Annotated in this window: 23 protein-coding genes; 5 read left to right on the forward strand and 18 right to left on the reverse strand. The window is 62.2% G+C overall.

From position 1 onward, the window contains the following. Positions 1–46: 46 nt before the first annotated feature. From ABNP46_RS06355 to ABNP46_RS06365, 3 genes are all read right to left on the reverse strand, one after another. On the reverse strand, positions 47–1,870 hold the full coding sequence (locus tag ABNP46_RS06355) for a SulP family inorganic anion transporter (RefSeq protein ID WP_349921569.1): 1,824 nt from the start codon (positions 1,868–1,870) through the stop codon (positions 47–49). 70 nt (positions 1,871–1,940) lie between these two features. Continuing rightward, a complete protein-coding gene (locus ABNP46_RS06360; RefSeq protein WP_349921570.1) occupies positions 1,941–2,525 on the reverse strand; it encodes a nucleotidyltransferase family protein in 585 nt (194 codons plus the stop codon). After that, positions 2,515–2,772, reverse strand: a complete 258-nt coding sequence (locus ABNP46_RS06365) for a GNAT family N-acetyltransferase (RefSeq protein ID WP_349921571.1) — start codon at positions 2,770–2,772, stop codon at positions 2,515–2,517. The genes ABNP46_RS06360 and ABNP46_RS06365 overlap by 11 nt, the downstream gene beginning before the upstream one ends. Before the next feature lie 174 nt (positions 2,773–2,946). On the opposite strand from ABNP46_RS06365, the gene cysM reads away from it, so the two are divergent. Beyond that, positions 2,947–3,843, forward strand: coding sequence for a cysteine synthase CysM (cysM, locus tag ABNP46_RS06370; protein WP_349921572.1), 897 nt, complete (start codon positions 2,947–2,949; stop codon positions 3,841–3,843). Positions 3,844–3,919: 76 nt separating this feature from the next. On the opposite strand, the gene ABNP46_RS06375 is transcribed toward cysM, so the two are convergent. From ABNP46_RS06375 to ABNP46_RS06390, 4 genes are read right to left on the reverse strand one after another with little or no spacing between them, the layout of a single operon-like run. Continuing rightward, a complete protein-coding gene (locus ABNP46_RS06375) occupies positions 3,920–5,104 on the reverse strand; it encodes an iron-containing alcohol dehydrogenase (RefSeq protein WP_349921573.1) in 1,185 nt (394 codons plus the stop codon). 54 nt (positions 5,105–5,158) lie between these two features. Next, positions 5,159–5,662 carry an SCP2 sterol-binding domain-containing protein gene (locus tag ABNP46_RS06380; RefSeq protein ID WP_349921574.1) on the reverse strand — a complete coding sequence of 168 codons (504 nt, stop codon included), beginning with the start codon at positions 5,660–5,662 and terminating at the stop codon, positions 5,159–5,161. After that, positions 5,652–6,230, reverse strand: a complete 579-nt coding sequence (locus ABNP46_RS06385) for a TetR/AcrR family transcriptional regulator (protein WP_349921575.1) — start codon at positions 6,228–6,230, stop codon at positions 5,652–5,654. The genes ABNP46_RS06380 and ABNP46_RS06385 overlap by 11 nt, the downstream gene beginning before the upstream one ends. 8 nt (positions 6,231–6,238) lie before the next feature. Then, positions 6,239–7,672, reverse strand: a complete 1,434-nt coding sequence (locus tag ABNP46_RS06390; RefSeq protein WP_349921576.1) for a coniferyl aldehyde dehydrogenase — start codon at positions 7,670–7,672, stop codon at positions 6,239–6,241. A gap of 211 nt (positions 7,673–7,883) precedes the next feature. Between ABNP46_RS06390 and ABNP46_RS06395 the strand changes: the two genes are divergently transcribed. Next, on the forward strand, positions 7,884–8,177 hold the full coding sequence (locus ABNP46_RS06395; protein WP_349921577.1) for a hypothetical protein: 294 nt from the start codon (positions 7,884–7,886) through the stop codon (positions 8,175–8,177). Positions 8,178–8,230: 53 nt separating this feature from the next. Here the strand turns inward: ABNP46_RS06395 and ABNP46_RS06400 are convergent, their stop codons facing one another. The 8 genes from ABNP46_RS06400 to ABNP46_RS06435 form a co-directional block, all read right to left on the reverse strand. After that, positions 8,231–8,686, reverse strand: coding sequence for a C40 family peptidase (locus tag ABNP46_RS06400; RefSeq protein ID WP_349921578.1), 456 nt, complete (start codon positions 8,684–8,686; stop codon positions 8,231–8,233). A gap of 129 nt (positions 8,687–8,815) precedes the next feature. Then, positions 8,816–9,736: a hydrogen peroxide-inducible genes activator gene (locus ABNP46_RS06405; RefSeq protein ID WP_349921579.1), complete on the reverse strand. Its 921-nt coding sequence runs from the start codon at positions 9,734–9,736 to the stop codon at positions 8,816–8,818. A 301-nt stretch (positions 9,737–10,037) separates the two neighbouring features. Beyond that, positions 10,038–11,003: an alpha-L-glutamate ligase-like protein gene (locus tag ABNP46_RS06410; protein ID WP_349921580.1), complete on the reverse strand. Its 966-nt coding sequence runs from the start codon at positions 11,001–11,003 to the stop codon at positions 10,038–10,040. A 3-nt stretch (positions 11,004–11,006) separates the two neighbouring features. Further along, positions 11,007–12,545: an inactive transglutaminase family protein gene (locus tag ABNP46_RS06415; RefSeq protein WP_349921581.1), complete on the reverse strand. Its 1,539-nt coding sequence runs from the start codon at positions 12,543–12,545 to the stop codon at positions 11,007–11,009. 3 nt (positions 12,546–12,548) lie between these two features. Further along, positions 12,549–13,307: an ATP-dependent zinc protease family protein gene (locus ABNP46_RS06420; RefSeq protein ID WP_349922405.1), complete on the reverse strand. Its 759-nt coding sequence runs from the start codon at positions 13,305–13,307 to the stop codon at positions 12,549–12,551. Positions 13,308–13,389: 82 nt separating this feature from the next. Next, positions 13,390–14,367: a tRNA 5-methoxyuridine(34)/uridine 5-oxyacetic acid(34) synthase CmoB gene (gene cmoB, locus ABNP46_RS06425; protein WP_349921582.1), complete on the reverse strand. Its 978-nt coding sequence runs from the start codon at positions 14,365–14,367 to the stop codon at positions 13,390–13,392. 3 nt (positions 14,368–14,370) lie between these two features. Continuing rightward, a complete protein-coding gene (gene cmoA, locus ABNP46_RS06430) occupies positions 14,371–15,108 on the reverse strand; it encodes a carboxy-S-adenosyl-L-methionine synthase CmoA (RefSeq protein WP_349921583.1) in 738 nt (245 codons plus the stop codon). A 325-nt stretch (positions 15,109–15,433) separates the two neighbouring features. Beyond that, entirely contained in the window at positions 15,434–16,294 is an 861-nt protein-coding gene (locus ABNP46_RS06435) for a DUF72 domain-containing protein (protein WP_349921584.1), read from the reverse strand. A gap of 413 nt (positions 16,295–16,707) precedes the next feature. Here ABNP46_RS06435 and aspS point away from each other — a divergent pair, with 413 nt between their 5' ends. From aspS to ABNP46_RS06450, 3 genes are all read left to right on the forward strand, one after another. Continuing rightward, a complete protein-coding gene (gene aspS, locus ABNP46_RS06440; protein WP_349921585.1) occupies positions 16,708–18,492 on the forward strand; it encodes an aspartate--tRNA ligase in 1,785 nt (594 codons plus the stop codon). A gap of 74 nt (positions 18,493–18,566) precedes the next feature. Further along, positions 18,567–19,307 (forward strand): YebC/PmpR family DNA-binding transcriptional regulator, encoded by a 741-nt coding sequence (locus tag ABNP46_RS06445; protein WP_349921586.1) that lies wholly within the window; start codon positions 18,567–18,569, stop codon positions 19,305–19,307. A 236-nt stretch (positions 19,308–19,543) separates the two neighbouring features. Continuing rightward, complete coding sequence (locus ABNP46_RS06450; RefSeq protein ID WP_349921587.1) at positions 19,544–21,160, forward strand: phosphoethanolamine transferase; 1,617 nt, start codon at positions 19,544–19,546, stop codon at positions 21,158–21,160. A 315-nt stretch (positions 21,161–21,475) separates the two neighbouring features. On the opposite strand, the gene nagC is transcribed toward ABNP46_RS06450, so the two are convergent. The 3 genes from nagC to nagB are packed head-to-tail and all read right to left on the reverse strand — an operon-like array spanning position 21,476 to position 24,650. Further along, a complete protein-coding gene (gene nagC / locus ABNP46_RS06455) occupies positions 21,476–22,690 on the reverse strand; it encodes a DNA-binding transcriptional regulator NagC (RefSeq protein ID WP_349921588.1) in 1,215 nt (404 codons plus the stop codon). A gap of 4 nt (positions 22,691–22,694) precedes the next feature. After that, positions 22,695–23,840, reverse strand: coding sequence for an N-acetylglucosamine-6-phosphate deacetylase (nagA, locus tag ABNP46_RS06460; RefSeq protein WP_349921589.1), 1,146 nt, complete (start codon positions 23,838–23,840; stop codon positions 22,695–22,697). Positions 23,841–23,849: 9 nt separating this feature from the next. Then, a complete protein-coding gene (nagB, locus tag ABNP46_RS06465; protein ID WP_349921590.1) occupies positions 23,850–24,650 on the reverse strand; it encodes a glucosamine-6-phosphate deaminase in 801 nt (266 codons plus the stop codon). Between the last annotated feature and the right edge of the window lie 3 nt (positions 24,651–24,653).

The raw sequence follows: 24,653 nt of genomic DNA on the forward strand, positions 1-24,653 counted from the left end.
GATCCCCTCACCCCTGTCCGTGGGGGAGGGGTGAGAGGAGAACGGATCAGGCCGGGGTGGCACCGGCCTCCTGCTCGGAGGGCAGGGTGAGGCGCGCCGAGTCCGGCAGCGTCTCATCTCGCGGCCAGGAGGGCGCCGGGCTGTCCGGGATGGTCTGCTGCGCCTCATCATCCTTGAATACCGGCTCCCGGTAACAGCGGGTCAGGCGCAGGGCCTGATACATGTCGGGGCTGAGCAGTATGCCCTCCTCGCCGACCCGGATCCCCGCCTGTTGCAACCAGTGGGTCATCTGGCCGTGACGACCGGCCATCACCATGTGAATGCCGCGCCGTTTCAGATCCTTGTGCAGCTCCCCCACCATGCTCATCACGCTGATGTCCTGGTGGGTGAAACAGGCGACGGCGTCGATCACCAGGCATTTGGGGCTGTGGGGATCCTGCACCAGCAGGGCCAGCACCCGCCGCTTGAAATAGGGGGCGTTGAAGTAGGTCAGCGGCGAGTTGAAGCGATAGACCAGAATGCCGGGGATGGCCTTGGCCTGTTCGTTGTCCCCCAGGGTGCGTACCACCCCTTCATCATCCATGCCGAGCAGTTGATCCGTTGGGCGCATCACGTTGCGCAGGAACTGGAACAGGCCGAGCAAGACCGCGAGAGTGATCCCCGGGATGACCCCCATGGTCAACACGCTGATGAAGGTTATGAGGGCCAGCCAGAAGGCGGCACGGTCGGAGTTGCGCAGGGCCCAGAGGCCGCGAAAATCGGTCAGCGACAGGGAGGCCATCACCAGCACCACGCCGAGGGCGGCGGTGGGAATGTATTGCAGGGGGGCCGTCAGGTAGAAGGTGACCAGGGCGATGACGATGGCGGCGATGATGGAGACCAGCTGGCTCTTGCCGCCATTGGCGTCGTTGACCGCGGTACGCGAATCCGCCCCGCTGATGGCAAAGCCCTGGGAGGCGGCGGCCGCCAGGTTCGCCATGCCGAGCGCTCGAAACTCCTTGTCCGCGTCAATCTCGTAGCCGTTCTTGGCCGCGAAGCTGCGGGCGGTGAGCATCATGGAGACGAAGCTCACCATGGCGAGGTTGAGGGCGGGCAGCACGAGTTCGCGCATCAGGCCGGGGGGAAATTCCGGCATCTGGAAGGCAGGCAGGCCGGAGCCGATGGCCCCCAGGGTCGCGATGTCGAATCGTCCGAGGTCGAAGGCCCATACCAGGGCCGCGGTCACCACCATGGCGACCATGGAGGAGGGCCAGGCCGGCTTGTAGCGCTTGGCCAGCAGCAGGGTGAGCAGGGTGGTCAGACTCATGGCCAGGGTGGGCAGATGGGTCTGGGTGATGTAGTGAGTGCCGTTGAGGATCCGCTCGATGAGGTAGCGTTCGCTGAAGGTGAAGCCAAAGATCTTGGAGAGCTGGCCCACCATGATGGTGATGGCGACCCCGTTGAGCAGGCCCATCAGGATGGGACGGGAGAGAAAATCTGCCAGCACCCCCAGCTTGAAGCGGCTGGCGATGAGGCACCAGAAGCCGGTCATGGCGGTCATGGTCATCACCAGTTGCCAATGACGGGTGGCATCCCCGGCGGCCAGCGGGGTCACCACGGCGGCGATGACGGCACAGGTGGCGGCGTCCGGCCCGACGATGAGCTGGCGGGAGGTGCCGAACATGGCATAGACCAGCATGGGCAGGATGCAGGAGTAGAGGCCGACGATGGCACCGACGCCGGCGAGCTCCGAATAGGCGATGGCCACGGGCAGTGCCACGGCGGCCACCGACAGGCCAGCGCGAAGGTCCGGCACCAGCCAGGCCCGCTGATATTGCAGCAGGGCGGCAAGGCCCGGCAGCCAGCGTTCGAGAGAGAAGAAGTCGCGCATTAATTAACCCATTGAGTAATAAACAGCTTTTTCGTAGTTTGCCCATGCATGGCGGGGCATTGCAACGGCGTTATGACCAGATCACCTCAAGGTCGGGCCAGATCTGCTGCCAACGTTTCGTCAGGATGCGTTGCACGAACACCTGGTGATCCTGGCGGCATCTCGGGTTAGCGTTCACTCGCAGTGACCAGTTATGACCAAAGCCATAGGGCGCCAGCCAGGCGAAGCTATCATCGGCCAGCAAGCGCACCCCGATACAGGTGGGGATCTCTACCCAGTGGCTGAGTGCCTCCTGGCTGCTGTGAAAAGGAGGCACCCGCTGGCGAAGATGCATGCGGGCCTGGTTGCGTACCTCCCAGCGCTGATCCGGCAGACGGGCGTACAGCCAGGCTTCATGATCCCCCTCTGCCAGCCCTTCCGGATCAGCGGCATCGAGATAGATGAGGTCGATGTCGTTGAGGGGCGTTGGCACTGTCTTGCCGTGCAAATGGTCCCAGACGAGGTTACGGACAAAACCGGCCCCCAGGGCCCAGTCGGACAAATCCAGTGTCCGAGCGGTGCGCAGGCAGGCCATCCGCAGCGGATCGGCCCTCAGCAGCGCCTCGGTCTTCATCTGCAAGGCGATCTCCTGGCGAGTAATGACGTCACTTTGCATTGCGGCGCAGCCAGACCTCGATATAGCTGCAGGTCGGCACTATGGTCAGTCCCTTCTCCTGGCTCCAGTCATAGAAGGCGCGAGCCAGTTTGTCGGCGATCCCCTGTCCCCGCAGCTCACTCGGAACCTGGGTGCTGTATGCCTCGACCGTGCCTGCATCCCGTGGCCGGTAGGCGAGGCGGGAGAGCTGGCCGTCGACAATGCAGACGAATTGGTGCTCATCGCTCTGATGAAGGATCTCGCTCATGATGGCTCCTCGAATTGTGATAGGGGTGATGAGAGCATGATGGGGGTCATTTGCCAACCGCACTTTAGGCCAAGGGCCCGCTTTGCCTATCCATCCCGCTCGCTTACACTGGCCGCCAGCCCATGGCGAGAGCCTGGGGGCTGATAAGCCAAGGTATAGAACAGTTAACAGAGGATGGATCCCGTCATGGCCTTTGCCACCCTGGAGAGTTTGATCGGCAATACCCCGCTGCTGCGGTTGCAGCGCATCAACCCCTATCCAGAGGTCACCCTGCTGGTGAAGCTGGAGGGCAACAACCCCGCCGGTTCGGTCAAGGACAGACCGGCCCTGAACCTCATCAAGGCGGCAGAGGTGAGCGGTCACTTGCGCCCCGGCGACACCCTGATCGAGGCTACCTCGGGCAACACCGGCATCGCGCTCGCCATGGTGGCGGCCGCCCGGGGCTACCGGATGCGGCTCATCATGCCGCGTACCATGAGTCAGGAGCGGCGCGACGCCATGCAGGCCTATGGCGCCGAACTGGTGCTGGTGGACGATGGCATGGAAGGGGCGCGGGATCTCGCGCTGACCATGCAGGTGCGGGGGGAGGGGCTGGTGCTCGATCAGTTCAACAATCCGGCCAACCCGGATGCCCACTATCAGTCGACCGGCCCCGAGATCTGGCAGCAGAGCGAGGGGGCGGTCACTCACTTCGTCTCCGCCATGGGGACCACGGGTACCATCATGGGGGTTTCCCGCTATCTCAAGGAGCGGAACCCCGCCATCGAGATCGTCGGCCTGCAGCCCGCTGAGGGGAGCCAGATCCCCGGCATCCGGCGCTGGCCCGCAGCCTATCTGCCCACCATTTTCGAACCCGCAAGGGTCGATCGGGTGCTGGATGTGACGCTGGATGAGTCGCTCGCCATGATGCGCCGTCTGGCCCGTGAAGAGGGGATCTGCTGCGGGGTCAGCTCCGGTGGGGCCGTGGCGGGGGCCCTGCGGGTGGCGGCGAGCCTCGAGCGCGGGGTCGTGGTCGCCATCATCTGTGACAGGGGGGATCGCTACCTCTCCACCGGGGTGTTCGGCAACTGATCCCCATTCGTCCGGGTGGCGCACAAGGCGGGATCAGGAAAATCTGATCCCGCAGATCATCGTGACCGTCGCCCCGTTACTCCCATACCCGCTCCAGCAGGGCCAGCAACTGCTCCCGGTCGGCATCCTTGCGGTTGTAGAGCAGGGCCCCGTCGTTGATGGCGAGATCCCGTATCTCCTCCAGCAGGGAGCGGTCTGTCGCCCCGGCCTCCGCCAGGGTGCGCGGCAGGCGCACTGCCTCCCACAGGGTGTCTCGCAGGCTATTGATTGCATCCAGGGTGGCCTGTGGCCGCAGAGAGGGGGGGGTGGCGGCGAAGCGCTCGGCCCCCGCCAGCGGCAGCAGCAGGTGGGCGAGCTCCTCATCGATCTGGGGCCTGTTGTAGTCGAGCACGGCGGGTAGGAAGAGGTTCATGCACAGGCCATGGGGCAGATGACAGCGGGCCCCCAGGCTGTGACCGAGGGCATGCACCAGCCCCACCATGGAGTTGGAAAACGCCATGCCCGCCAGGGTCGACCCTTCCGCCAGTTGCAGCCGCAGCCCCTTGTCCTGCGGGGAGCCCAATACCTTCGGCAGGGCGTTCGCTATCTTTTCCACTGCCCCCAGGGCCAGGGCGTCGCTCACTGGATTCTTGCCGTTGCCGATGAAGGATTCGATGGCATGGGTCATGGCATCCATGGCGGTGGCGGCCGTGATGGGCAGGGGCAGCCCCTGGGTGAGGCGCGGATCCAGCACCGCCAGCTGGGGCAGCAGGAAGGGGGAGGTGAAGGGTACCTTGCGACCGCTGTGCTCGTCCCGGATCACCGCCACCAGGGTCACCTCCGAACCGGTGCCCGCCGTGGTCGGTATCACGGCCAGAGGATTGAGCGGGCGGGTGAGGCTGCCGGCACCGGCATGATCCATCAGATTGTTGCCACCCAGGGTGGCGAGGATGTTGACCGCCTTGGCGGTATCGATGACGGAGCCACCCCCCAGGGCCACCAGGCTGTCACAGTCGAGGGTGCGATAGCGCACGGCTATCTGCTCCACCACTGCGGTGGAGGAATCGGCCGGGATCTCGTCCCAGCAGGCCACCGCCGGCAGGCCTCCCTCGGCCAGCATTTCCTGTACCAGGGTCGCCAGGCCGCTGCCGCTGACCCCCTTGTCGGTGAGCAGCAAGGGACGGCTCGCCCCCAGTGCCATCAATTCGCTGGCAACTTGCTCCAGCGCCTGCTCCCCTGCCAGCAGTTTGACCGGGCAGAAGAAATCGTAGTATCGGCTCATCGCGAGACTCCCTGTGTGCGAGTGATTGAAAGATCGGTATGAAAGAGGCCGAGGTCAGCCCGTCAGCAGCCCCAGATAGATGCGACCTGCCCGCACGCCCTTGCTGACGGGGGCCGGATAGTGGCGCATCAGGGGCCTGGCGATGAAGGCGGGCAGGATCAGGGCCTGCAGTTGCTCGATGGCCCGCACCAGGTGCATGGCGGTGGTGAGATCCCCCTCCACCTGCAACCGGTTCTCGCAGAAGGCCTGGTTGATCCCGAGGCGAAAGCTTAGGGCCCGAAAGGCGATGGCCGGGTGCTTGAAGCGCACCCGCAGCGGATGCGGCGCAACCTGGGCAGGGGCGCCGCAGTGCCAGCGGCCGTCCTGCTTGTACAGGTCGAGCCCGTGTCGGTAGCCGCTGATCTCCAGCCGGATGCAGGTGCCGTCGGCCAGGGGGGAGAGCTCGCGGCGCACCGACTCATCGATGCGGGCGGCCCGGCACAGGGTTCGCCCCAGTACCCAGAGCAGGCTGAGATTCCAGAGGCGGTGGCCAGTTTGGCGCAGGCGTTCAAGTGTCATGGGTGCTCCTTGCGATGGTGGACCAAAACAGGGTGAAGGCGCCCTCTTGCCAGTCGACATCTTGCCCAAGCGCCGGCTTGTCGACGAAGAGGGAGGCGCAGGCGAGAAACTGGCTCTGGCATACCTCCAGCATCAGTTCGGGCGGCACGGGGTGCAGCGCTCCGCTGGCCTGGCCCTGAGCCAGCAGCTGGGGCAGGAAGCGCAGGGTGTCGCTCAAGATCTGGCTGCGCAAGGGGCGAGAGAGCAGGGGAGAGTGGAAGAAATCCAGCACGAACTTGAGCTCATATGGATGTTCGATCATCCAGACCATGGCCTGGCCCCAGTAGTGGCGAACCTGCTCCTTCAGCGTCAGCGCCGGGTCCGCCTCGCTGATGGCGGCGCCGAGACGCTGTTTGATGTCCTGATAGAGCTGCTGGATCAGCACCTCCTTGCTCGGGAAATGGTGAAACAGGGTGCCGTTGGCGACACCGGCGGCCTTGGCGATGCGGGCGGTCGCGGCCCCCTGCAGACCATCTTCTGCGCACAGGGTGAGAGTGGCTTCCAGGATCTGGCGGCGTTTGTCGGTCATGGGAGCTCCTAGCGCAGAAACAGGGCCATCATCAGCCGCTGATACCAGCGGTCATAAGGGGGGTGAACCAGGGTGCCCGGGTTGAACTTGCCCCGGCGCAGCACGGTTTTGGCCTTGGAGAAGGTGAGGAACCCCTCGCGGCCATGATAGTGGCCCATGCCGGAGGGGCCGATGCCGCCAAAGGGTGCATCGTCCGCCGCCACCTGGAACAGGCTCTCGTTGATGGCCATGCCGCCGGCATGGGTCTCCCCAATGACGCGGGCCTGCAGCGCCGGATCCAGGGTCATCAGATAGAAGGCCAGCGGGCGGGGACGGGCGGCGACATAAGCCAGGGCCTCGTCCAGCTCATCGTAGGGGATGAGGGGCAGCAGGGGACCGAAGATCTCCTGCTGCATCAGCTGGCAGTGCTCGGGCACCTCGGTCAGCAGATGGGGGGCCAGCCGCCGGCTGGCATCATCCCGGGCCGGTGACGCGCAGGGGTGCAGCTGGGCTCCCGCCTGCTCGGCTTCCGCCAGCCAGGCGGTGAGCCGTTGATACTGGCGCTCGTTGATGATGGCGCCATAGTCCGGACTCGCCACCCCCTTGGGGTAGAGGCGGCTGAAGTGGTCTCGATAGGCATCAATGAAGGCCTGCTCCTGGCCGCGAGGCAGCAGCACATAGTCGGGGGCCACGCAGATCTGGCCGGCGTTGAGACTCTTACCGAAGATCATCCGCTCCACCGCCAGGGCCATGGGTATGTCGGGGGCGATGAGACAGGGACTCTTGCCCCCCAGTTCCAGGGTCAGCGGCGTGAGCTGAGGTGCCGCTGCCGCCATCACCTGTTTTCCCACGGCGGTCGAGCCGGTGAACAACAGGTGATCGAAGGGCAGGGTGCTGAAGGCAGCGGCCACTTCTGCATCCCCCTCGATGATGCACACCTGGTTCTCATCGAACACCTCGGCCAGCAGGGCGCGCAGGGCGGCATTGGTGTGAGGGGTGAACTCGGAGAGCTTGAGCATGGCCCGGTTGCCGGCGGCGATGGCGCTGATGAGGGGGCCGAGGCTCAGCATCACCGGGAAGTTCCAGGGCACCATGATGCCCACCACGCCGAGGGGCTGATAGTGCACTTCGATGGAGGCCGGCGCCAGCAGCAGGCCGGCGTGGCGACGCTCCGGCCTCATCCAGCGGCGAAGGCGCTTGTGGCAGTAGTTGATCTGCATGACACAGGGCAGGATGTCGGCGATCAAGGAGTCATGGGCACTGCGCTGGCCATAGTCGCGGGTCAGGGCCTGGCAGAGCCTCTGCTTGTGGGCGAGCAGGGCTTGCTTGAGTCGCAGTAACTGATCCTTGCGGCTATCCAGGCTCGGCATGGGGTCGGCCTGATAGGCCTGCTTGAGACGAAGCAGCCGATCTGGCAGGGCAAATTTGTCGGTCTCTGTGGATTGCAGCGGTGTGGCTTCCATGAAAGGCTCCGTTCGAAAAATGGCCGACTGATTAGTCGGTCTGAATCTACCCTGATGTTGATATTTTGTAAACATCCGACGGCGTTCATGCTGCCGGAGGGAGGAATGGGGGGCGGGAACTGTGTCCTGAGCCACAGTTTTTGGGCGCACGGATTGGGTTTCTATCTAATAGTGGGTAGTTTTGAGGTGTCTATTTTTATGGAGAGCAGCGATGACCAAGGAACTGCACAGCCTGTTGAGCAGGCTCGACGATGTGATCGAACGCATGCCCGAGAGTTTCAATACCTACGAGTTTGCCCAGAAGCTGGCGCTGAAACACCAGCGGGAATATTTCGCCGCCGGTCACTCCCTCGCCGGGCAGGAGGGGTGCCTGTTCCGGGCGCTGCATCAGAAGATTGCCGAGGCACTGGCGGGTAACGACGGGGTGATAGAGGGGGCCCTGTTGCCTTGCACGACCCCCTGGGGAGAGCGCGCCACCTCGCCCCGCTGGCACCGTAAGCACTGAATCGATCGATAAAAAAACAGGGCCCGGCGGGCCCTGCTTTTTTATCGATGCCGTCACTGGGTGAGGCGACGGGCCTGCCAGTAGCGGCTGTTCCAGTAGACGTTGTCGAGGCGGGAGCGGATCACCCCCTTGCTGGTGGAGGCGTGGATGAACTCCCCCGCCCCGGTGTAGACACCGACGTGATACTGCTGCCAGCCGGTCTTGAAGAACACCAGATCGCCGTATTGCAGGCGGTAGCGATCCACCGGTCGACCCAGGCTGGCCTGGGACTCCGTGGTTCTGGGCAGGTTGAATCCCAGCACCTGGCTGTAGGCGAGCTGGGTGAAGGCGGAGCAGTCGAGACCGGCGCGATCCTCGCCCCCCATACGATAGGGAACGCCGCGCCACTGCTGATAGAAGCCGTCGAAGGCTCCGCTCTGACGGGGGGCCACGGGTTGTGGCTTCGGCGTGCTGGAGCAGGCCGTCAGCAGCAGGGCCAAGAGGGGAGGTAGCAGCGAGGTGCGAAGCATCCGGACTCCTTCATGGGATACGAGACTCATCATAGCCGCGTGATTCTGCCTGTAACCTGAATATCGATAGCATAAAGTGCTGCATTGTGCAGATATTTTGCTAGCGACAAGCTGCCATTCAGCCCATTCCTACTCGGTTTTCTCCCTAGCGGGAGCGATCAACGGTGTCAGCAGCTCCGACAGTTTGTAGAAGGTCTGTACCCGGGTGGTGCTGGGGCGCCACACCAGACCGATTTCCCGGTAGGGCTTCTCCCCGGGCAGGGGAATGGCCACCAGATCCGAGTTGTCCAGGATGCCGGCATCTATGGCCATCTGGGGCAGGAAGGTGGTGCCAAGGCCGGCCCCGACCATCTGCACCAGGGTGTGCAAGCTGGTGGCGGCGAAGGGATTGATCTTGCTCTTGTCCCGCAGCCGGCAGGCACTGACCGCATGCTCGGTGAGGCAATGTTCCCGCTCCAGCAGGAAGATGCTCTGGTTGGGCAGCTCCTTGTAATCGAACGGCATGTGCAAAGTGGCAGCCATATCTGACGGCATCACCATATGGAAGGGATCCATGCCCACCACCTTGCTGTGGAAACCGCCGATCTCCACCGGCAGCGCCAGGATCAGCAGATCCAGCTGCCCCTGCTCCAGTTGCTTGAGCAAATTGGTGGTCGTGTCCTCCCGCAGCAGCAGTTCCAGCTCCGGATAGGCCTTGCCGCACACCTGCAACAGCTTGCTCAGCAGGAAGGGGGCTATGGTGGGAATGCAGCCGAGGCGCACCGTGCCGTGCATGACCCCGCCCTGCTGCTGGCCGAGTTCCATCAGATCCCGGGCGTCGGAGAGCAGGTGGCGGGCGCGCGTGACGATCTCCATGCCGACCGGTGTCATGATGAAGCTCTTGTGATCCCGCTCCACCAGTTGCAGACCCATCATGTCCTCCAGGGTCTGGATCCCGGTACTCAAGGTGGACTGGCTGACATGGCAGGCCTTGGCGGCGCGATTGAAGTTCTTGTGCTCATCCAGAGCGACCAGATATTGCAGCTGTTTCAGGCTGGGCCAACGTTGCATAAAGAAACCCGATAGTTGCTATCTATTTGATTTAATTAATCTACCATCGGCAAGCGGGTTTGTCGCCGGGATTAGGCGCCAATCTGGTTGCAGGCAGGGCGTGAAGCGCATCCCTGACGGAGCCGCCGTGGCGGGCAGACGCAAGGGCTCTGGCAGCTTATCTTCTTCGCTTGTGCCGTTGAAGCGCCCAGGCGAGGGGATGTGATGGGGATCCGCATCAGAGGTGCGTCCCCGCCTGTTCATGGCGTGAAACCATAAAAAACGCGCCGATGGGCGCGTTTTTGCGAGGGCAGCACATTGGCTACTCGTCGAAGATCCCGAAGTGATCCTTGGCGAAGTTGACCCGCTGATCCACCGTCATCTTGACCTGACCCAGCTTCTCGATGGTCTTGAGGTTGGGCACCAGGCCGCGGCCGTTGGCGATCTGGATGGCAAGGCCGGGACGGGCGTTGAGCTCCAGCAGCATGGGGCCGCGGAACTTGTCGAGCACCATGTCGGTGCCGATGTAGCCAAGGCCCGACATCTCGTAGCAGGAGGCGGCCAGTGTCAGCAGGGTATCCCAGTGGGGCACCTTGAGATCGTAGAGATCGAGGCCGGTGTCCGGGTGGTGACGCAGGGGGCTGCCAAACTGCACCGCCCGCAAGGCACGGCCGGTACGCAGGCACAGACCCACCCCCACGGCGCCCTGGTGCAGGTTCGCCTTGCCGTCGGAGGCCGAGGTGGAGAGGCGCATCATGGCCATCACCGGGAAACCCTTGAAAATGATCACCCGGGCATCGGGTACCCCTTCAAACGAGTAGCCGTCGAACACGTCATCGAAGTTGATGAGGCCTTCCACCAGCGCCACGTCGGGCTTGCCGCCCAGCGAATAGAGCCCTGCCAGGATGTTGGAAACATGACGCTCCAGATCCTGGCCATTGCTGGCGCTGCCGTTTGGCTTGTAGAAGAGGCCGTCTTCCTGGCGCAGGATCACCAGGATCCCCTTGCCCCCCGAGCCGCGGGCCGGCTTGATGCAGAAGCCCGGCCACTCCTTGACCAGCGCGGTGATCCGGCCCACATCGTGCTGCTCGCGGATGGTGCCGATGAGCTCGGGCACCGTCACTCCCGCATCCAGCGCGATGCGCTTGGTCTTGAGCTTGTCATCCACCAGCGGATAGAGGCTGCGCGGGTTGTAGCGGCTGATGTAGGAGTGGTTGCGCTTGTTCATGCCGAGGATGCCTGCCTGGGACAGGCTCCACGGACTGGTGTATTTCTGCCAGAACCACATCTGTTACTTGTCCTTACCCGGGGTACCGCCGGACTTCATCTCGTCGACCAGCGGCTTGAAGCGCTTGAGCTCGCTCAGCTTGTAGCCGGTGTAGTTACCCATCAGCAACACGGTCGCCATCAGCACCAACTGCAGGCCGAGGAAGTTGAAGGTCAGGTGACGAATGAGCTCGTTATCCATGGCCAGGTAGGCGATGACCGCTACCAGCAGGGAGCCGCCACCCTGGCGTACCACCTCTTTCGGACCCTCTTCTTCCCACAGGATGGACATCCGTTCGATGGTCCAGGAGAGGATGATCATCGGGAAGAAGGTGATCTTCATGCCGTCGGTCAGCCCCAGCTTGAAGGCCAGCGCGGAGAAGATGCCGATCATCGAGATCACCATGATGATGATCGCCGATATTCGGGCCACCAATAGCAGGTTCAACCTTGAGAGGTAGGATCGGATGATGAGGCCGGTGCCGACGATGAGCAGGAAGCCCACCAGACCCGTGATGAGGGAGGTCTGGATGAAGGCCACCGCGATCAGCACCGGCATGAAGGTGCCCGAGGTCTTGATACCCACGATGACCCGCAGGAACACCACCATCAGCACGCCGATGGGGATCAGCAGCAGCCCCTTGAACAGGGCTTGCTCTTCCAGCGGCAGGCTGTGGATGGAGAAGTTCATCATTTCGGATTTTTCAAACTTCTGCGCCAGCGCCACGTTCACCGGCTGCTCCTGCTCGATCATCGAGAAGGTTACGCGGGAGTTGTGACCGCCGGTCACGTCCAGCAGGGCGCCGGAGTTGTATTCCCACAGCAGCAGGTTGGCCGGATGGCCCTGCTCGCCGGTTTGCGGGTTGAACAGCTTGTAGTCGGTCGGGCTGTTGAATACCTGCAGGTAGTCCACCAGCTCCTGACGGCGACGGCCATCTTCCAGATTCAGCGCATGAACCACCCGGGCCGGGACATCGGCGTTGTTGAGCAGCTCGGCGATGAGATTGGCGCGGGTCTTGTGGGATTTCAGCAGCTCGGCATTCTGCTCCTGCTTCTCGATCTCCTTGATGATCTCGCGGGTCAGGGTGTAACCGTCGGCAGAACGCTCCTGCGCCCGTTCCAGGATCTGCTTCATCGCGGTGGCATAAGGCTCACTCTCGATCTGCTTCTCGATGGCAGGGGGCTGGGGATTGGCGGCCGGCTTGGCATGGGCGTCCGCCATCATGTCGACCCGGTAGTAGAGCTCCTGACGGCCGGAGGCGGTGCGGATGGACCACTCGGCGCGGGCGTCTCCGTCCTTCTCGACGAACGACAGACCGTAGCCCGGGCTCGCGGCGTTTTCGTTCATCAGGGTGAAGCCGGGCTGGGTGCCCGGGATGGCGAGGGAGGCGATGACCGGCTCGCCGGTGGCCTCGAACTCCAGCTTGGCTTCGATGGACCAGATCTGACGTTTTTCACCGGGCGTCAGCGGGACATCCAACGCGGCATGGTGATAGATAGTCATACCCAGGCCGACAATGTACAGCAGGGCAACCAGCAGATAGAACGGCTTGCGGGAGACCATGGATTATTTCACATCCTTGAGCTTGGGTTTGGGTTGGATATATTCGCGGGCCACATCGACCACGGCGATGTCTTTGAGGAATTCACGGCCCAGCAGCACGGGGAAAGTCATGTCGCTGCGATCTTTCAGGGTAAATTCGGCCTTCTCGGTCATGTCGCCGATGCGCACGGCGAGGCGCACCACGGGACGACGATCGAGGTCGTCGGCGGAGGCCTGACGCACCCGGACGTGACGCACCAGCGGCGCTTCAATCTGGATCTTGTCATCCATCTCCTGGTGGCTCAGGAAGAAGCGCACCCAGTTCTTGCCGTTGCGCTCGAAGATGGTGATCTCCTGGGCGCTGATGGAGGAGGTGGTGGCGCCGGTATCGACCCGCGCCTGGAAGGCGTCGTTGGCCGCATCGACCCAGATCCACTCCGCTTCACCCACCAGCAGCTTGCCATCGACGGTGTGACCCTGGCTCGGGGCCGGGCACTTCTCGGTCGGGATGGGCATGGCCTTGGGCGGCTCTGGCGGCAATGTCGCCAGTTTGCTGTCGACTTTATTCACGGACTCTTTCATGTTGGTGACATCGGTGTTGAGCTGAACCAGCAGGTGCTGCTGCTGCACATACTGTTTCTGTTGCTGTTCCATGGCGGTTTGCAGGCGCTGTTCGCTGAGGCTTATCTCGGTGCGAAGCTCTGCCAGCGTCAGGGTCGGAACCGGCGGTGCTTTCTCCATACTGACACACCCGCCAAGGCTGAGCAGGGAGAGCAGGGTCATTCCTTTTAATTTGCTTTTCATGTCATTCATTTAACTGTGCTTCCTGGAATTGGGTCAGTGTAACTTCCACAGGCGCCATCGGCTAGTCTTTGGCCTTTCTGGCAATCAGTACGGCACGTTTGGGTGCCGGATATCCTTCTACCGTGAGCGCAGGATCGGCGGGATCCAGGTAGTCGCTCAGGGATTCATTGATCATCCAGTCGGTACGACGCTGTTCGTCGGTGCTGGTCATATTCTCGTCCACGATCCGCACATCCTTGAATCCACAGCGCTCGACCCAGAGTTTGAGGGCCGCGCTCGAGGGGATGAACCAGACATTGCGCATCTTGCCGTAGCGATCGGTCGGCACCAGGACGTCATTGACGCCGCCGTCGATCACCAGGGTCTCCAGCACCAGCTCACCATCATCCTTCAACTGGTTGCGCAGCTGCTCGATGTGCTCGATGGGGGACTTGCGGTGATAGAGCACGCCCATGGAGAAGACGGTGTCGAACGCCCGCAGCTCCGGCAGCTCCTGGATGCCGAGCGGCAGCAGGTGGGCGCGCTGATCCCCCCCCGTGAAGTGGCGGATGGCCTCGAACTGGCACAGGAACAGGGGGCTGGGATCGATGCCGACCGCGAGTCTGGCGCCTTCGCCGACCATGCGCCACAGGTGATAACCACTGCCACAGCCCACGTCAAGCACATAACGCCCTGCCAACGGGCTGATATGTGGCAGTACCCGCTGCCATTTCCAGTCGGATCGCCATTCGGTATCGATGTGGATGCCGTGGACATGGAAGGGCCCCTTGCGCCAGGGCATGAATTGGCGCAGCAGGCTCTCGGTCTTCTTGCGCTCCCCCTCGCTCAGGCTGTGCTCATCCCCGATCTCGACCCTGTCACGCAGTTCGATGTGGCCGGGGGCGATGGCGGGCAACTTGTTGAGGGCACGATTCCAGCGCGGCAGATCCCCGTGCAGGTTGTCGTGCTGCCAGGCGTGCAACTGGGCGGGCAGGGTGTGCAGCCAGTGGCTCAGCCGGTTCTTGGCAATGAGTTGATAAAAATTGGCAAAGTCGATCATGGCTTAGTTGGCGTCGCTGGCTTTGATGGCAATCATGGAACCGAAGTTGAAGCACTGGAACCAGAGATCCTGATGGGCGAAACCGGCCTCGTGCAGGCGGGCCTGATGAATGGCCAGGGTATCGGTGCGCATCACGTTTTCGAGGGCGGTGCGCTTCTGGCTTATCTCCAGCTCGCTGTAGCCGTTGGCTCGCTTGAAGTCGAGATGCAGGTCGATGAGCAACGCATTGACCTGGGCATCCTCGAAGCGGAATTTCTCGCTCAGGATCAGGATGCCGCCGGGACGCAGACCGTCATGAATGCGCTGGATAAGCGCGGCCCGTTTCTCGGGGTCGACGAACTGCAGGGTAAAGTTGAGCACCACCACGGAGGCATTCTCGATGGCGATGTCGCAGATATCCGCCTCGATGAGCGTCACCGGCACCTCGGATTTGAAACCGGAGAGGTGGGCGCGGGCCCGCTCTATCATGGGGTGGGAGAGATCGACGGCGGTGATGGTGCAACCGGACTGGGTCAGGTTGCGGCGCATGGCCTGGGTGGCGGCCCCGAGGGAGCAGCCGAGATCGTAGAGGCGGCTGTCTGGCTGGGCGTAGCGGGCTGCCATCATGCCGATGGCGGAGATGATGTTGCTGTAGCCCGGTACCGAGCGCTGGATCATGTCGGGGAAGACATCGACGACCTGCTCGTCAAAACAAAAATCCCCCAGGCGGGCGATGGGGGCGGCAAAAATCTGATCGTGCATGTTGGCGCAACCTGACAGTCGGGACAGAACCCGGCTGTGTTATTCAATGGGGTGTTGGCGCGACGCTCCGGCGTCATCACCGGTTGACGGACGGGGTAGCGGCCTTGGGATCCCTGGCGCCGCTTCCGTTCGCAACGGGCCATCATCCTGGCCCTTCGTGAGACCAGACCGATTGTTGCACACTGTTGCAAGAAACGGAGGGCTGGCCCTGTTGTATGGGGCGCTAGTGTAGTGGATTGACTGGCGTTTGTCTTGACGGCGCACCCCTTGGCGCCACAAAAAATCGGCTTTTTTTACCCCTGTGGGTGGGGAATGAAGGGATGCATTAGAAGTGGAGTTCCCCCTGGCGGGCGCGATCGTTTTCCCCCGGCCAGGGCGCCATCTCCTGACCGAGCAACTGGCTGATCTGGCGAGCCAGTACCGGTGCCTCGGCATTGTCGGCGGTATGGATGAAGAGGTAGAGATCCTTGCCCTCTGCCAGCCACTGTTGCCAGCGGGGCAGCCAGGGTGGCAGGAAAGGGTGATTGGCCGCCGGATCCGGCAGGCCTATCAGGCGCACCACGGGCGCCTGGGCGGTGGCGAGCAGGTGCACAGGGAGTCTCGGCTTCTTGCCCTGGGCATCCACCATGGCTGCACTCTTTGCTGCGATAGTGGCGGACACCGAGAAGAGCGGCCGGGAATCGAGCATGATGCGGTTGATGCCCTGCTCCATCAATAGCCGGTTCAGGGCGCGCTCTGCCTCACCCTTGGCGAAAAAATCCGGGTGGCGCACCTCGAGGGCATAGGTGAAGTCTTGCGGCAGACGGCGGAAGAATTCCGCGAGGCGTGCCAGGCCGGCAGGGCCGAAGCGGGCGGGCAGTTGCAGCTTGAGCAGCCCGAGCTTGGGGTGCAGGGGTTCCAGCAGGCGAATAAAGCTCGTCACCTCCTTGTCCACACTCACCAGATCGCTCTGGTGGCTGATGGTCTGCGGAAACTTGAAACCGAAACGAAAGTGCGCGGGCACCGCATCGGCCCAGCGCCGCACCGTGTCAGGTGTCGGCAGGGCGTAGAAGGTGGTGTTGCCTTCCACGGTATTGAACACCCGGGCGTAGTCGGCAAGGTGCTCGGCGGGCCTGGCATGCAGGCCCAGCAGTTGGCCGGGCCAGGCCGGATGGGACCATTGGGGCAGGCCCAGATAGAGGCTCATAAGGGATCCTGTCTGCAGGTTTGTCTCATTTCGTCCCTGTTTTTGCGCCAGGACAAGAAAAAACAGGGCAAAGGTGGCTGCGGGCTATTTTACCCAAATGGGGGTTTTCCTCTATAATGCCAGCCCTTTTGTTTGCCAATTCGTTGTGACTCATGCGCACATGTCCCCAGGGGGAGCATGATGGCGCCCACGAATTGAGCAGGCACGACGCTGCCGATGCCATCGCAGACCCCTACGGGGGGTGTGCTCGCATATGCTCGGCAGTACTGATCCGGCTCGGGGGAGCCGGATGATATGAGACTGATTTCAAACCGGGTAAGAATCCGAATCTGGCCAGCTATGAGACAGACGGTGCTTGCCAGTCGTGCCCGGCGACCCAAACCGTCTCTCTACTATTTCGAAGGAAGAAGTCCATGCGCTCTATCTATTGCGGACAGGTCAATGAGGCCCATGCAGGGCAGACCATTACATTGTGCGGTTGGGTCCATCGTCGTCGTGATCTCGGTGGTCTGATCTTTATCGACATGCGTGACCGGGAAGGGATCGTGCAAGTGTTCTTCGATCCGGACAAGCCGGATGCCTTCGCCCTGGCCTCTGAACTGCGCGGTGAATTCTGCATCCAGGTGACCGGCGTGGTGCGCACTCGTCCCGAGTCCCAGCGCAACAAGGACATGGCCACCGGTGCCATCGAGGTGTTCGCCCACGAGTTGACCATCATCAACCGCTCCGAACCCCTGCCCATCGACTTCAACCAGGTCAACAGCGAAGAGGTGAGCCTCAAGTACCGCTACCTGGATCTGCGCCGTCCCGAGATGGCCAAATACCTGAAGACCCGCGCCAGGGCCAGCGCCTTCGTGCGTCGCTTCATGGACGAGCAGGGCTTCCTCGACATCGAGACCCCCATGCTGACCAAGGCGACCCCGGAAGGGGCGCGCGACTACCTGGTGCCGAGCCGCGTCCACAAGGGCAAGTTCTACGCGCTGCCCCAGTCTCCGCAGCTGTTCAAGCAGTTGCTGATGATGTCCGGCTTCGATCGCTACTACCAGATCGTCAAGTGCTTCCGCGACGAAGACCTGCGCGCCGACCGCCAGCCTGAATTCACCCAGATCGACGTGGAGACCTCCTTCATGACCGCGCCGCAAGTGCGCGAGTTGATGGAAGAGATGATCCGCCAGCTGTGGCAACACGTGCTGGCCGTGGATCTCGGCAACTTCCCGGTGATGACCTTCGACGAGGCCATGCGCCGCTTCGGCTCCGACAAGCCGGATCTTCGCCTGCCCATGGAGCTGGTGGACGTGGCCGATCTGCTGGCCGAGGTGGAGTTTGCCGTGTTCGCCGGTCCTGCCAAGGATCCGAAAGGCCGTGTGGCGGCCCTGAAGGTGCCGGGCGGCGCCGAGCTTTCTCGCAAGCAGATCGACGAGTACACCAAGTTCGTCGGCATCTATGGTGCCAAGGGCCTGGCCTGGATGAAGGTCAATGACGCCGCGAACGGCCTCGAAGGCGTGCAGTCCCCGGTGGCCAAGTTCCTCTCCGACGCCATCGTGCGCGAAATCCTGGCCCGTACCGGTGCCGCCAATGGCGACATCATCTTCTTCGGCGCCGACAGCAAGAAGGTGGTCTGTGACGCCATGGGTGCCCTGCGCCTGAAGGTGGGTCGCGATCTGGGCCTGGTGGAGAACGTCTGGAAACCGCTCTGGGTCATCGACTTCCCCATGTTCGAGGAAGATGGCGAAGGCGGTCTGGCAGCCATGCACCACCCCTTCACCGCACCGAGCAAGCTGAGCCCGGCCGAGCTGAAGGCCAATCCGGTCAGTGCCTATGCCAACGCCTACGACATGGTGATCAATGGCTACGAAGTGGGTGGCGGCTCCGTTCGTATCCACAACAGCGAGATGCAGTCCACCGTGTTCGACATCCTGGGGATCGCCCCGGACGAGCAGCGCCTGAAGTTCGGCTTCCTGCTGGATGCCCTGAAATACGGCACCCCGCCCCATGCCGGCCTGGCCTTCGGCCTGGACCGCCTGAGTATGCTGCTGACCGGCACCGACAACATCCGTGACGTCATCGCCTTCCCGAAAACCACGGCGGCAGCCTGCCTGATGACCGATGCCCCGAGCTTCGCCAACCAGGCTCAGCTGACCGAGCTGGCCATTGCCACCGTCGCCAAGGCAGATGCCAAGGCCGAAGGGGCTGAATAACTTGTTCGGGCCGCACTTGCGGCCCGATTATTTCCATGTATCTGATTGATTTATAAGTATAACGGAGAGTTTTTATGGCAGGTCACAGCAAGTGGGCCAACATCAAACACCGCAAGGCGGCGCAAGACGCCAAGCGCGGCAAGATCTTCACCAAGCTGATCCGTGAAATCACCACGGCCGCCCGTCTGGGTGATGCGGATCCCGCCAACAACCCGCGTCTGCGCGCGGCCGTGGCCGCCGCCCTGACCGGCAACATGACCCGTGACACTATCAACCGCGCCATCGCCCGTGGGGCCGGTGGCGGTGACGGTGAACAGCTCGAAACCATCGTCTACGAAGGCTACGGCCCGGCGGGCTCCGCCGTCATGGTGGAGTGCCTGACCGACAACCGCAACCGCACCGTGGCCGAAGTGCGTCACGCCTTCAGCAAGTGCGGCGGCAACCTGGGCACTGATGGCTCTGTTGCCTACTTGTTCAGCAAGAAGGGTCTGCTGACCTTCATGGGCGTCGATGAAGATGCCCTGATGGATGCCGCCCTGGAAGCGGGGGCCGATGACGTGGTCACCGAAGAAGATGGTTCCATCGAGGTCTACACCAGCCCGAACGACTTCGGCACCGTGCTGGACGGCCTGGAAGCCGCCGGCTTCAAGCCCGAGAGCGCGGAAGTAACCATGATCCCCTCCACCGAGGCGGAACTGGACGCGGAGACCGCCCCCAAGCTGATGCGTCTCATCGACATGCTCGAAGATCTGGACGATGTGCAGGAGGTGTACCACAACGGTTCCATCTCCGACGAGGTCGCGGCGACCCTCTGATCCCGTATCCTTATTAAAACGGCAGCCATCGGCTGCCGTTTTTTTTGTCTTGAAAATGTAATCAGGACTCAATCTTCTACCGCCTTAATTTCCGCTTAAGTTTGCCTCCCTAGGCTTGTCCAGTATCCGGGCTGCTATGCCCGTCACCCTTGTCTGCTCGGGATGAGAGACAGGTGACAGGCGTGCCCAACGCCCCTTGAAGGGCTTCAGATTTACTGGCTTGTCGGAGTATCGTTATGCGTTTCACCCTCGGCGTGATGAAGGTCAACCTGTTGCTGGTGCTGCTGTTTGCACTGGTGTTCAACTGGCCCATCTTCCTGCACTTTTATCGGATCCTCACCGCACTGGAGCACGTCAAGGCGGGCTTCGCGCTCTCCATCCCCTTCGTGCTGATGGCGGCTCTCAATGCGGTCTTTTTGCCGTTTACCTTCAAATATGTGCTCAAGCCCTTCTTCACCCTGATGATCCTGACCGGCTCCATCGCCAGCTACGCCATGCTGAAATACGGCGTCATCTTCGATGTGGGCATGGTGCAGAACATCATCGAGACCAACAGGGGGGAGGCGACCTCCTACCTCAACGGCTCGGTGGCGCTCTGGTTCCTGCTGACCGGCGTGCTGCCGGTGCTCTGCCTGCTGGCGATCAAGATTGACTACCCCAGCCCCTGGTACAAGGGGCTTGGCATGCGCCTTGGCAGCATCGCCCTCTCGCTGCTGTTTCTTGGTGGGGTCGCGGCGCTCTACTACCAGGATTACGCCTCGGTGGGCCGCAACAATCACACCATCGTCAAGGAGATAGTGCCCTCCAACTATGTGCGCGGGGTCTATCGCTACTTCCGTGACATCGTCTTCGCGACGCCCATCCCGTACGAGCAGATAGGGACGGATGCCAAGATAGCGGGCAAGCGCGACAAGCCGACCCTGATGTTCCTGGTGGTGGGGGAGACGGCGCGCAGCAAGAACTACTCCCTCAATGGCTACGAGAAAGAGACCAACGGCTTCACCGCGAAGGAGTCCGAGGTCGTCTCCTTCAAGGATGTGCGCTCCTGCGGCACCGCCACCGCGGTCTCCGTGCCCTGCATGTTCTCCAACCTGACCCGGCGCAGCTATGACGAGACGCTGGCCAAGTCCCGGGACGGCTTGCTGGACGTGCTGCAACACGCCGGGGTCTCCGTGTTGTGGAAGGAGAACGACGGCGGCTGCAAGGGCGTGTGCAAGAACGTGCCCACCATAGAGATCGAACCCAAGCAGTACCCCGATTTCTGCCAGGGTGGCTCCTGCTACGATGCCGTGCTGCTGCAGGGGCTGGACAAGCAGATCGCCGACATGAAGGAAGGCAACAAGGTGGTGGCCTTCCACCTGATGGGCAGCCATGGCCCGACCTACTATCGCCGCTATCCGGCCGAGGATCGCTTCTTCCTGCCGGACTGTCCGCGCAGCGACATCGAGAACTGCAGCAACGAGGAGCTGGTGAATACCTATGACAACACCATCCGTTACACCGACAAGGTGCTGGCTCAGCTCATCGCCAAACTCAAGACCCTGGAGAGCCGCTACAACGTGGGCCTGGTCTATCTGTCGGATCACGGGGAATCCCTCGGTGCCCTGGGCCTCTATCTGCACGGCACCCCCTACAAGTTTGCGCCGGATGATCAGACCCGGGTGCCCCTGCTGACCTGGTTCTCCCCCCAGTTGCAGCAGGATCGCCAGCTGAACCAGGATTGCCTGCGCCAGGAGGCCGCCACCAGGCGCTTCTCCCACGACAACCTGTTCCACTCCATGCTCGGCATCATGGATGTGCAGACCAAGGTATATGACGGGGCGCTGGACATGTTCAAACCTTGCCGGGCGTGATGCCTGAGCAGGCGACATGCACCATAATGGCAGCCAAGAGGCTGCCATTTTTTATGGGCAAGGGTCACCGCCGGGCGCGGGCGGCCTTCTGGCTGGCGCGCCGGGTGTGCCTGTTGCGGGTTCGGGTCGCGGTGACAGTGGCGGCATCAGTTGCCGGGAAGGGCCGCCTTCGGGCCGGGAGATCACGGGGAAGCGATGAAATGCGGCCTGTTCAGCAGCTTTGGCCATTGAATTTGATATTGGCAGATGATTGACGAGGTTAAATGCAATAAAGGCAGCCGAGGCTGCCTTTATTCTTTTATAGGGTAGGGGAAGCTACTTCTGCTCCATGATGATCTGCAAGAGATCACCCTCCAGCAGGGAGCGCTTGACCAGGGCGAAGCCACCTATGGTGGGCTGGTTCTGGAAGCGCGCCTTCACGATGGGCAGACCACGGTGGAAGCTCGGCAGGGATTGATGCTCGACGCAGCGACGGATGGCCGGGATCAGGATCTCTTCCGCGGCGGTGATTTCACCGGCGATCAGCACCTTCTGCGGGTTGAACAGGTTGACCGTGATGGCGATGGCCCGGCCCAGATGTTCCCCCACGTTCTCGATCACGCTGCGAGCGAGTTCATCCCCCGCCACGGCAGCCTTGCACACCTCGGCAATGGTGATGTGCTTCTCCTGCAGCGAGCTCAGGTGGCCGCGGCTGATGAGCTCCTTGACTTTGTCGACGATGGCCTCGTTGGAGGCGATGGTCTCGAGGCAACCGAAGTTGCCGCAGTGGCAGCGCTTGCCAAGCGGCTCCACCTGGATGTGACCGATTTCGCCGACGTTGCGGTTCTGACCGAGGAACACCTTGCCCTTGGTGATGATGCCCGAGCCCGCCCCCTGGTGAACGCTCACCAGGATGGAGTCCATGCAGTCGCGGGATTCGCCGAAGAAGTGCTCGGCGAGCGCGAGGGAACGGGTGTCGTTGCCCACGTAGCAGGGCAGGTTGAAGTGGTGTTCCAGCAACTTGGCCAGACCCAGATTGCGGATCTGGTAGGTCGGGGTATAGATGACCATGCCGGATTCCGGGTTGACCAGCCCCGGCATGGTGAGGGCGACACTGATGAGGTTGCGGCTGCGATCCGTGTTGGCGTCGATGAAGGCGCCAATCTCCCGCAGCAGCATGTCGACCACGGGTTGTTGCTCGATCTCGGTCACCTGGGTGACGTGTTGATCGAGCTCCTTGCCGTCGAGGTCATAGAGGCTCAGCTGCAGATAGCCGCGGCCCAGCTTGGCGGAGACAAACTGAAAGCGATGCTTGATGGTGGTCAGGGAGATGGCGCGCCGCCCGCCGGTGGAGGCTTGCGGTGAGGTCTCCCTGATCAGCCCATGCTCGATCAATTGCCGGGTTATCTTGGTCACGCTGGCCGGGGCCAGCTGACTCAATTCGGCAATCTTGACCCGGGAGATGGGCCCTTGCAGGTCAATGAGCCGATAGACGACCGCACTGTTCACCTGCTTGATAAGATCTACGTTTGCTATTTGTCCGCCAGTCATAGTGTCACTGTTGTGTGTAGTGTCCGTTAACCACGGTCCCGCAGACCGCGAAGGCCTGATCAAAGACGGTGAGGTTGGCAATTTTTCCGACCTGGATACTACCGAGACGTGAGTCCCATCCAATGGCGCGAGCGGGGTAAAGGGTGGCCATTCTCAGTGCTTCATCGAGCGGTAAACCGACCTGTTTGACCAGATTTTCCACCCCTTCGATCATGGTGAGGGCAGAACCGCCGAGTGTACCATTCTCGTCGATGCACTGACCATCGCGGAAATAGACGGTTGCCCCACAAAAATCAAATTTCTCAAAGCCTTCCGGTGCACTGGCCGCGGCGGTCGCGTCGGTGACCAGCACCAGCTTCTCCCCCAGTATCTTGTGCGCCAGGCGCACGTTGGCCCAGTGCACATGGTGGCCATCGACGATGATGCCGGCATAGACATCCTTGCGATCATAGATGGCACCGACCACGCCGGGCTCGCGCCCGTTCACGGTGGGGGTCATGGCGTTGTAGAGGTGGGTGGCGAACTGGATACCGTTGTCGAACCCGGCCATGGCCTGCTCGTAGTTGGCGGCAGTGTGGCCGGCCGAGACCAGGATGCCGGCCTCAACCAGGCGACGGATGTGTTCCGGCTTGTTGCGCTCCGGTGCCAGGGTGATCTTGGCAATGGCATCGCTGTTGGCGCAGAAGAAGTCGATCATCTCGTCGGCAGGCTGGCGGATCTGCTCGGCCGGGTGGATCCCCTTGCGCTTGAGGTTGGTGTAAGGCCCTTCCAGATGGACGCCGAGCACCTCGTTCGGGTGGGCGGCCATGTAGTCGCGGGTCACCGCCACCGCCTGCTTCATGTCCGCGTCCGGACTGGTGATCAGGGTCGGCAGGAAGCTGGTGGTACCGGACTTGAGGTTGGCCGCTTGCATGATGGCCAGGGTCTCGGTGGTGATGTGACCGTTGAACATGACGCCGCCGCAGCCGTTGAGCTGGACGTCGATGAAGCCGGCGCTGAGGTTGGCACCCTGCAGATCATGCTGTTTGACACCGGCAGGCAACTCGTCCTGGCGCAGGATGGCGACGATGCTGTCGCCATCGATGAGGACGCCATGACCGGTCAGCACACAGCTGCCGGTGTAGAGGGTGCAATTAGTCAGTGCGTACATGGGGACTCCTTACAGGTGCTTGATGTTGTCGACTTCCAGTTGTTGGAAGTAGCGCACTGTCTTGACCTTCAGCTCCATGGTGGAGGGCTCGTCACACACGACGATGCCTTTCGGATGCAGCTGCAGGGTGGAGATGGTCCACATGTGGTTGACGCTGCCCTCGACCGTGGCCTGCAGGGCTTGGGCCTTGGCGTGACCGATCACCAGGATCAGGATCTCTTCGGCATCCATCAGGGTGCCCACGCCCACGGTCAGCGCCAGCTTGGGTACCTGATCCATGTCGCCGCCAAAGAAGCGGGAGTTGGCGATGCGGGTATCTTCGGTCAGGGTCTTGACCCGGGTACGGGAAGCCAGGGAGGAGGCCGGCTCGTTGAAGGCGATGTGACCGTCGTTGCCGACGCCGCCCATGAACAGGTTGATCTTGCCGTAGGATTTGATCTTGTCCTCGTAACGCTGGCACTCGGCCACCAGATCCGGCGCATTGCCGTTGAGGATGTTGATGTTTTCCGGACGGATGTTCACGTGGTTGAAGAAGTTGTTGTGCATGAAGCTGTGGTAGCTCTCGGGATGCTCCTTCGGCAGGCCCACGTATTCGTCCATGTTGAAGGTGACCACGTGCTCGAAGCTCACTTCACCGGCCTGGTACAGCTCGATCAGACGCTTGTAGGTTGCCAGCGGGGTACCGCCGGTGGGCAGACCCAGTACAAAGGGGCGGTCGCTGGTGGGCTTGAACGCATTGATGCGGTCAACGATATAACGGGCAGACCAGAGACCCACTTGGCTGGCTGACTTCAACGGGATCAGGCGCATTTC

Origin of the sequence: Aeromonas veronii, assembly GCF_040215105.1 — a bacterium.
Taxonomy (GTDB): Bacteria; Pseudomonadota; Gammaproteobacteria; order Enterobacterales; family Aeromonadaceae; genus Aeromonas; species Aeromonas veronii_G.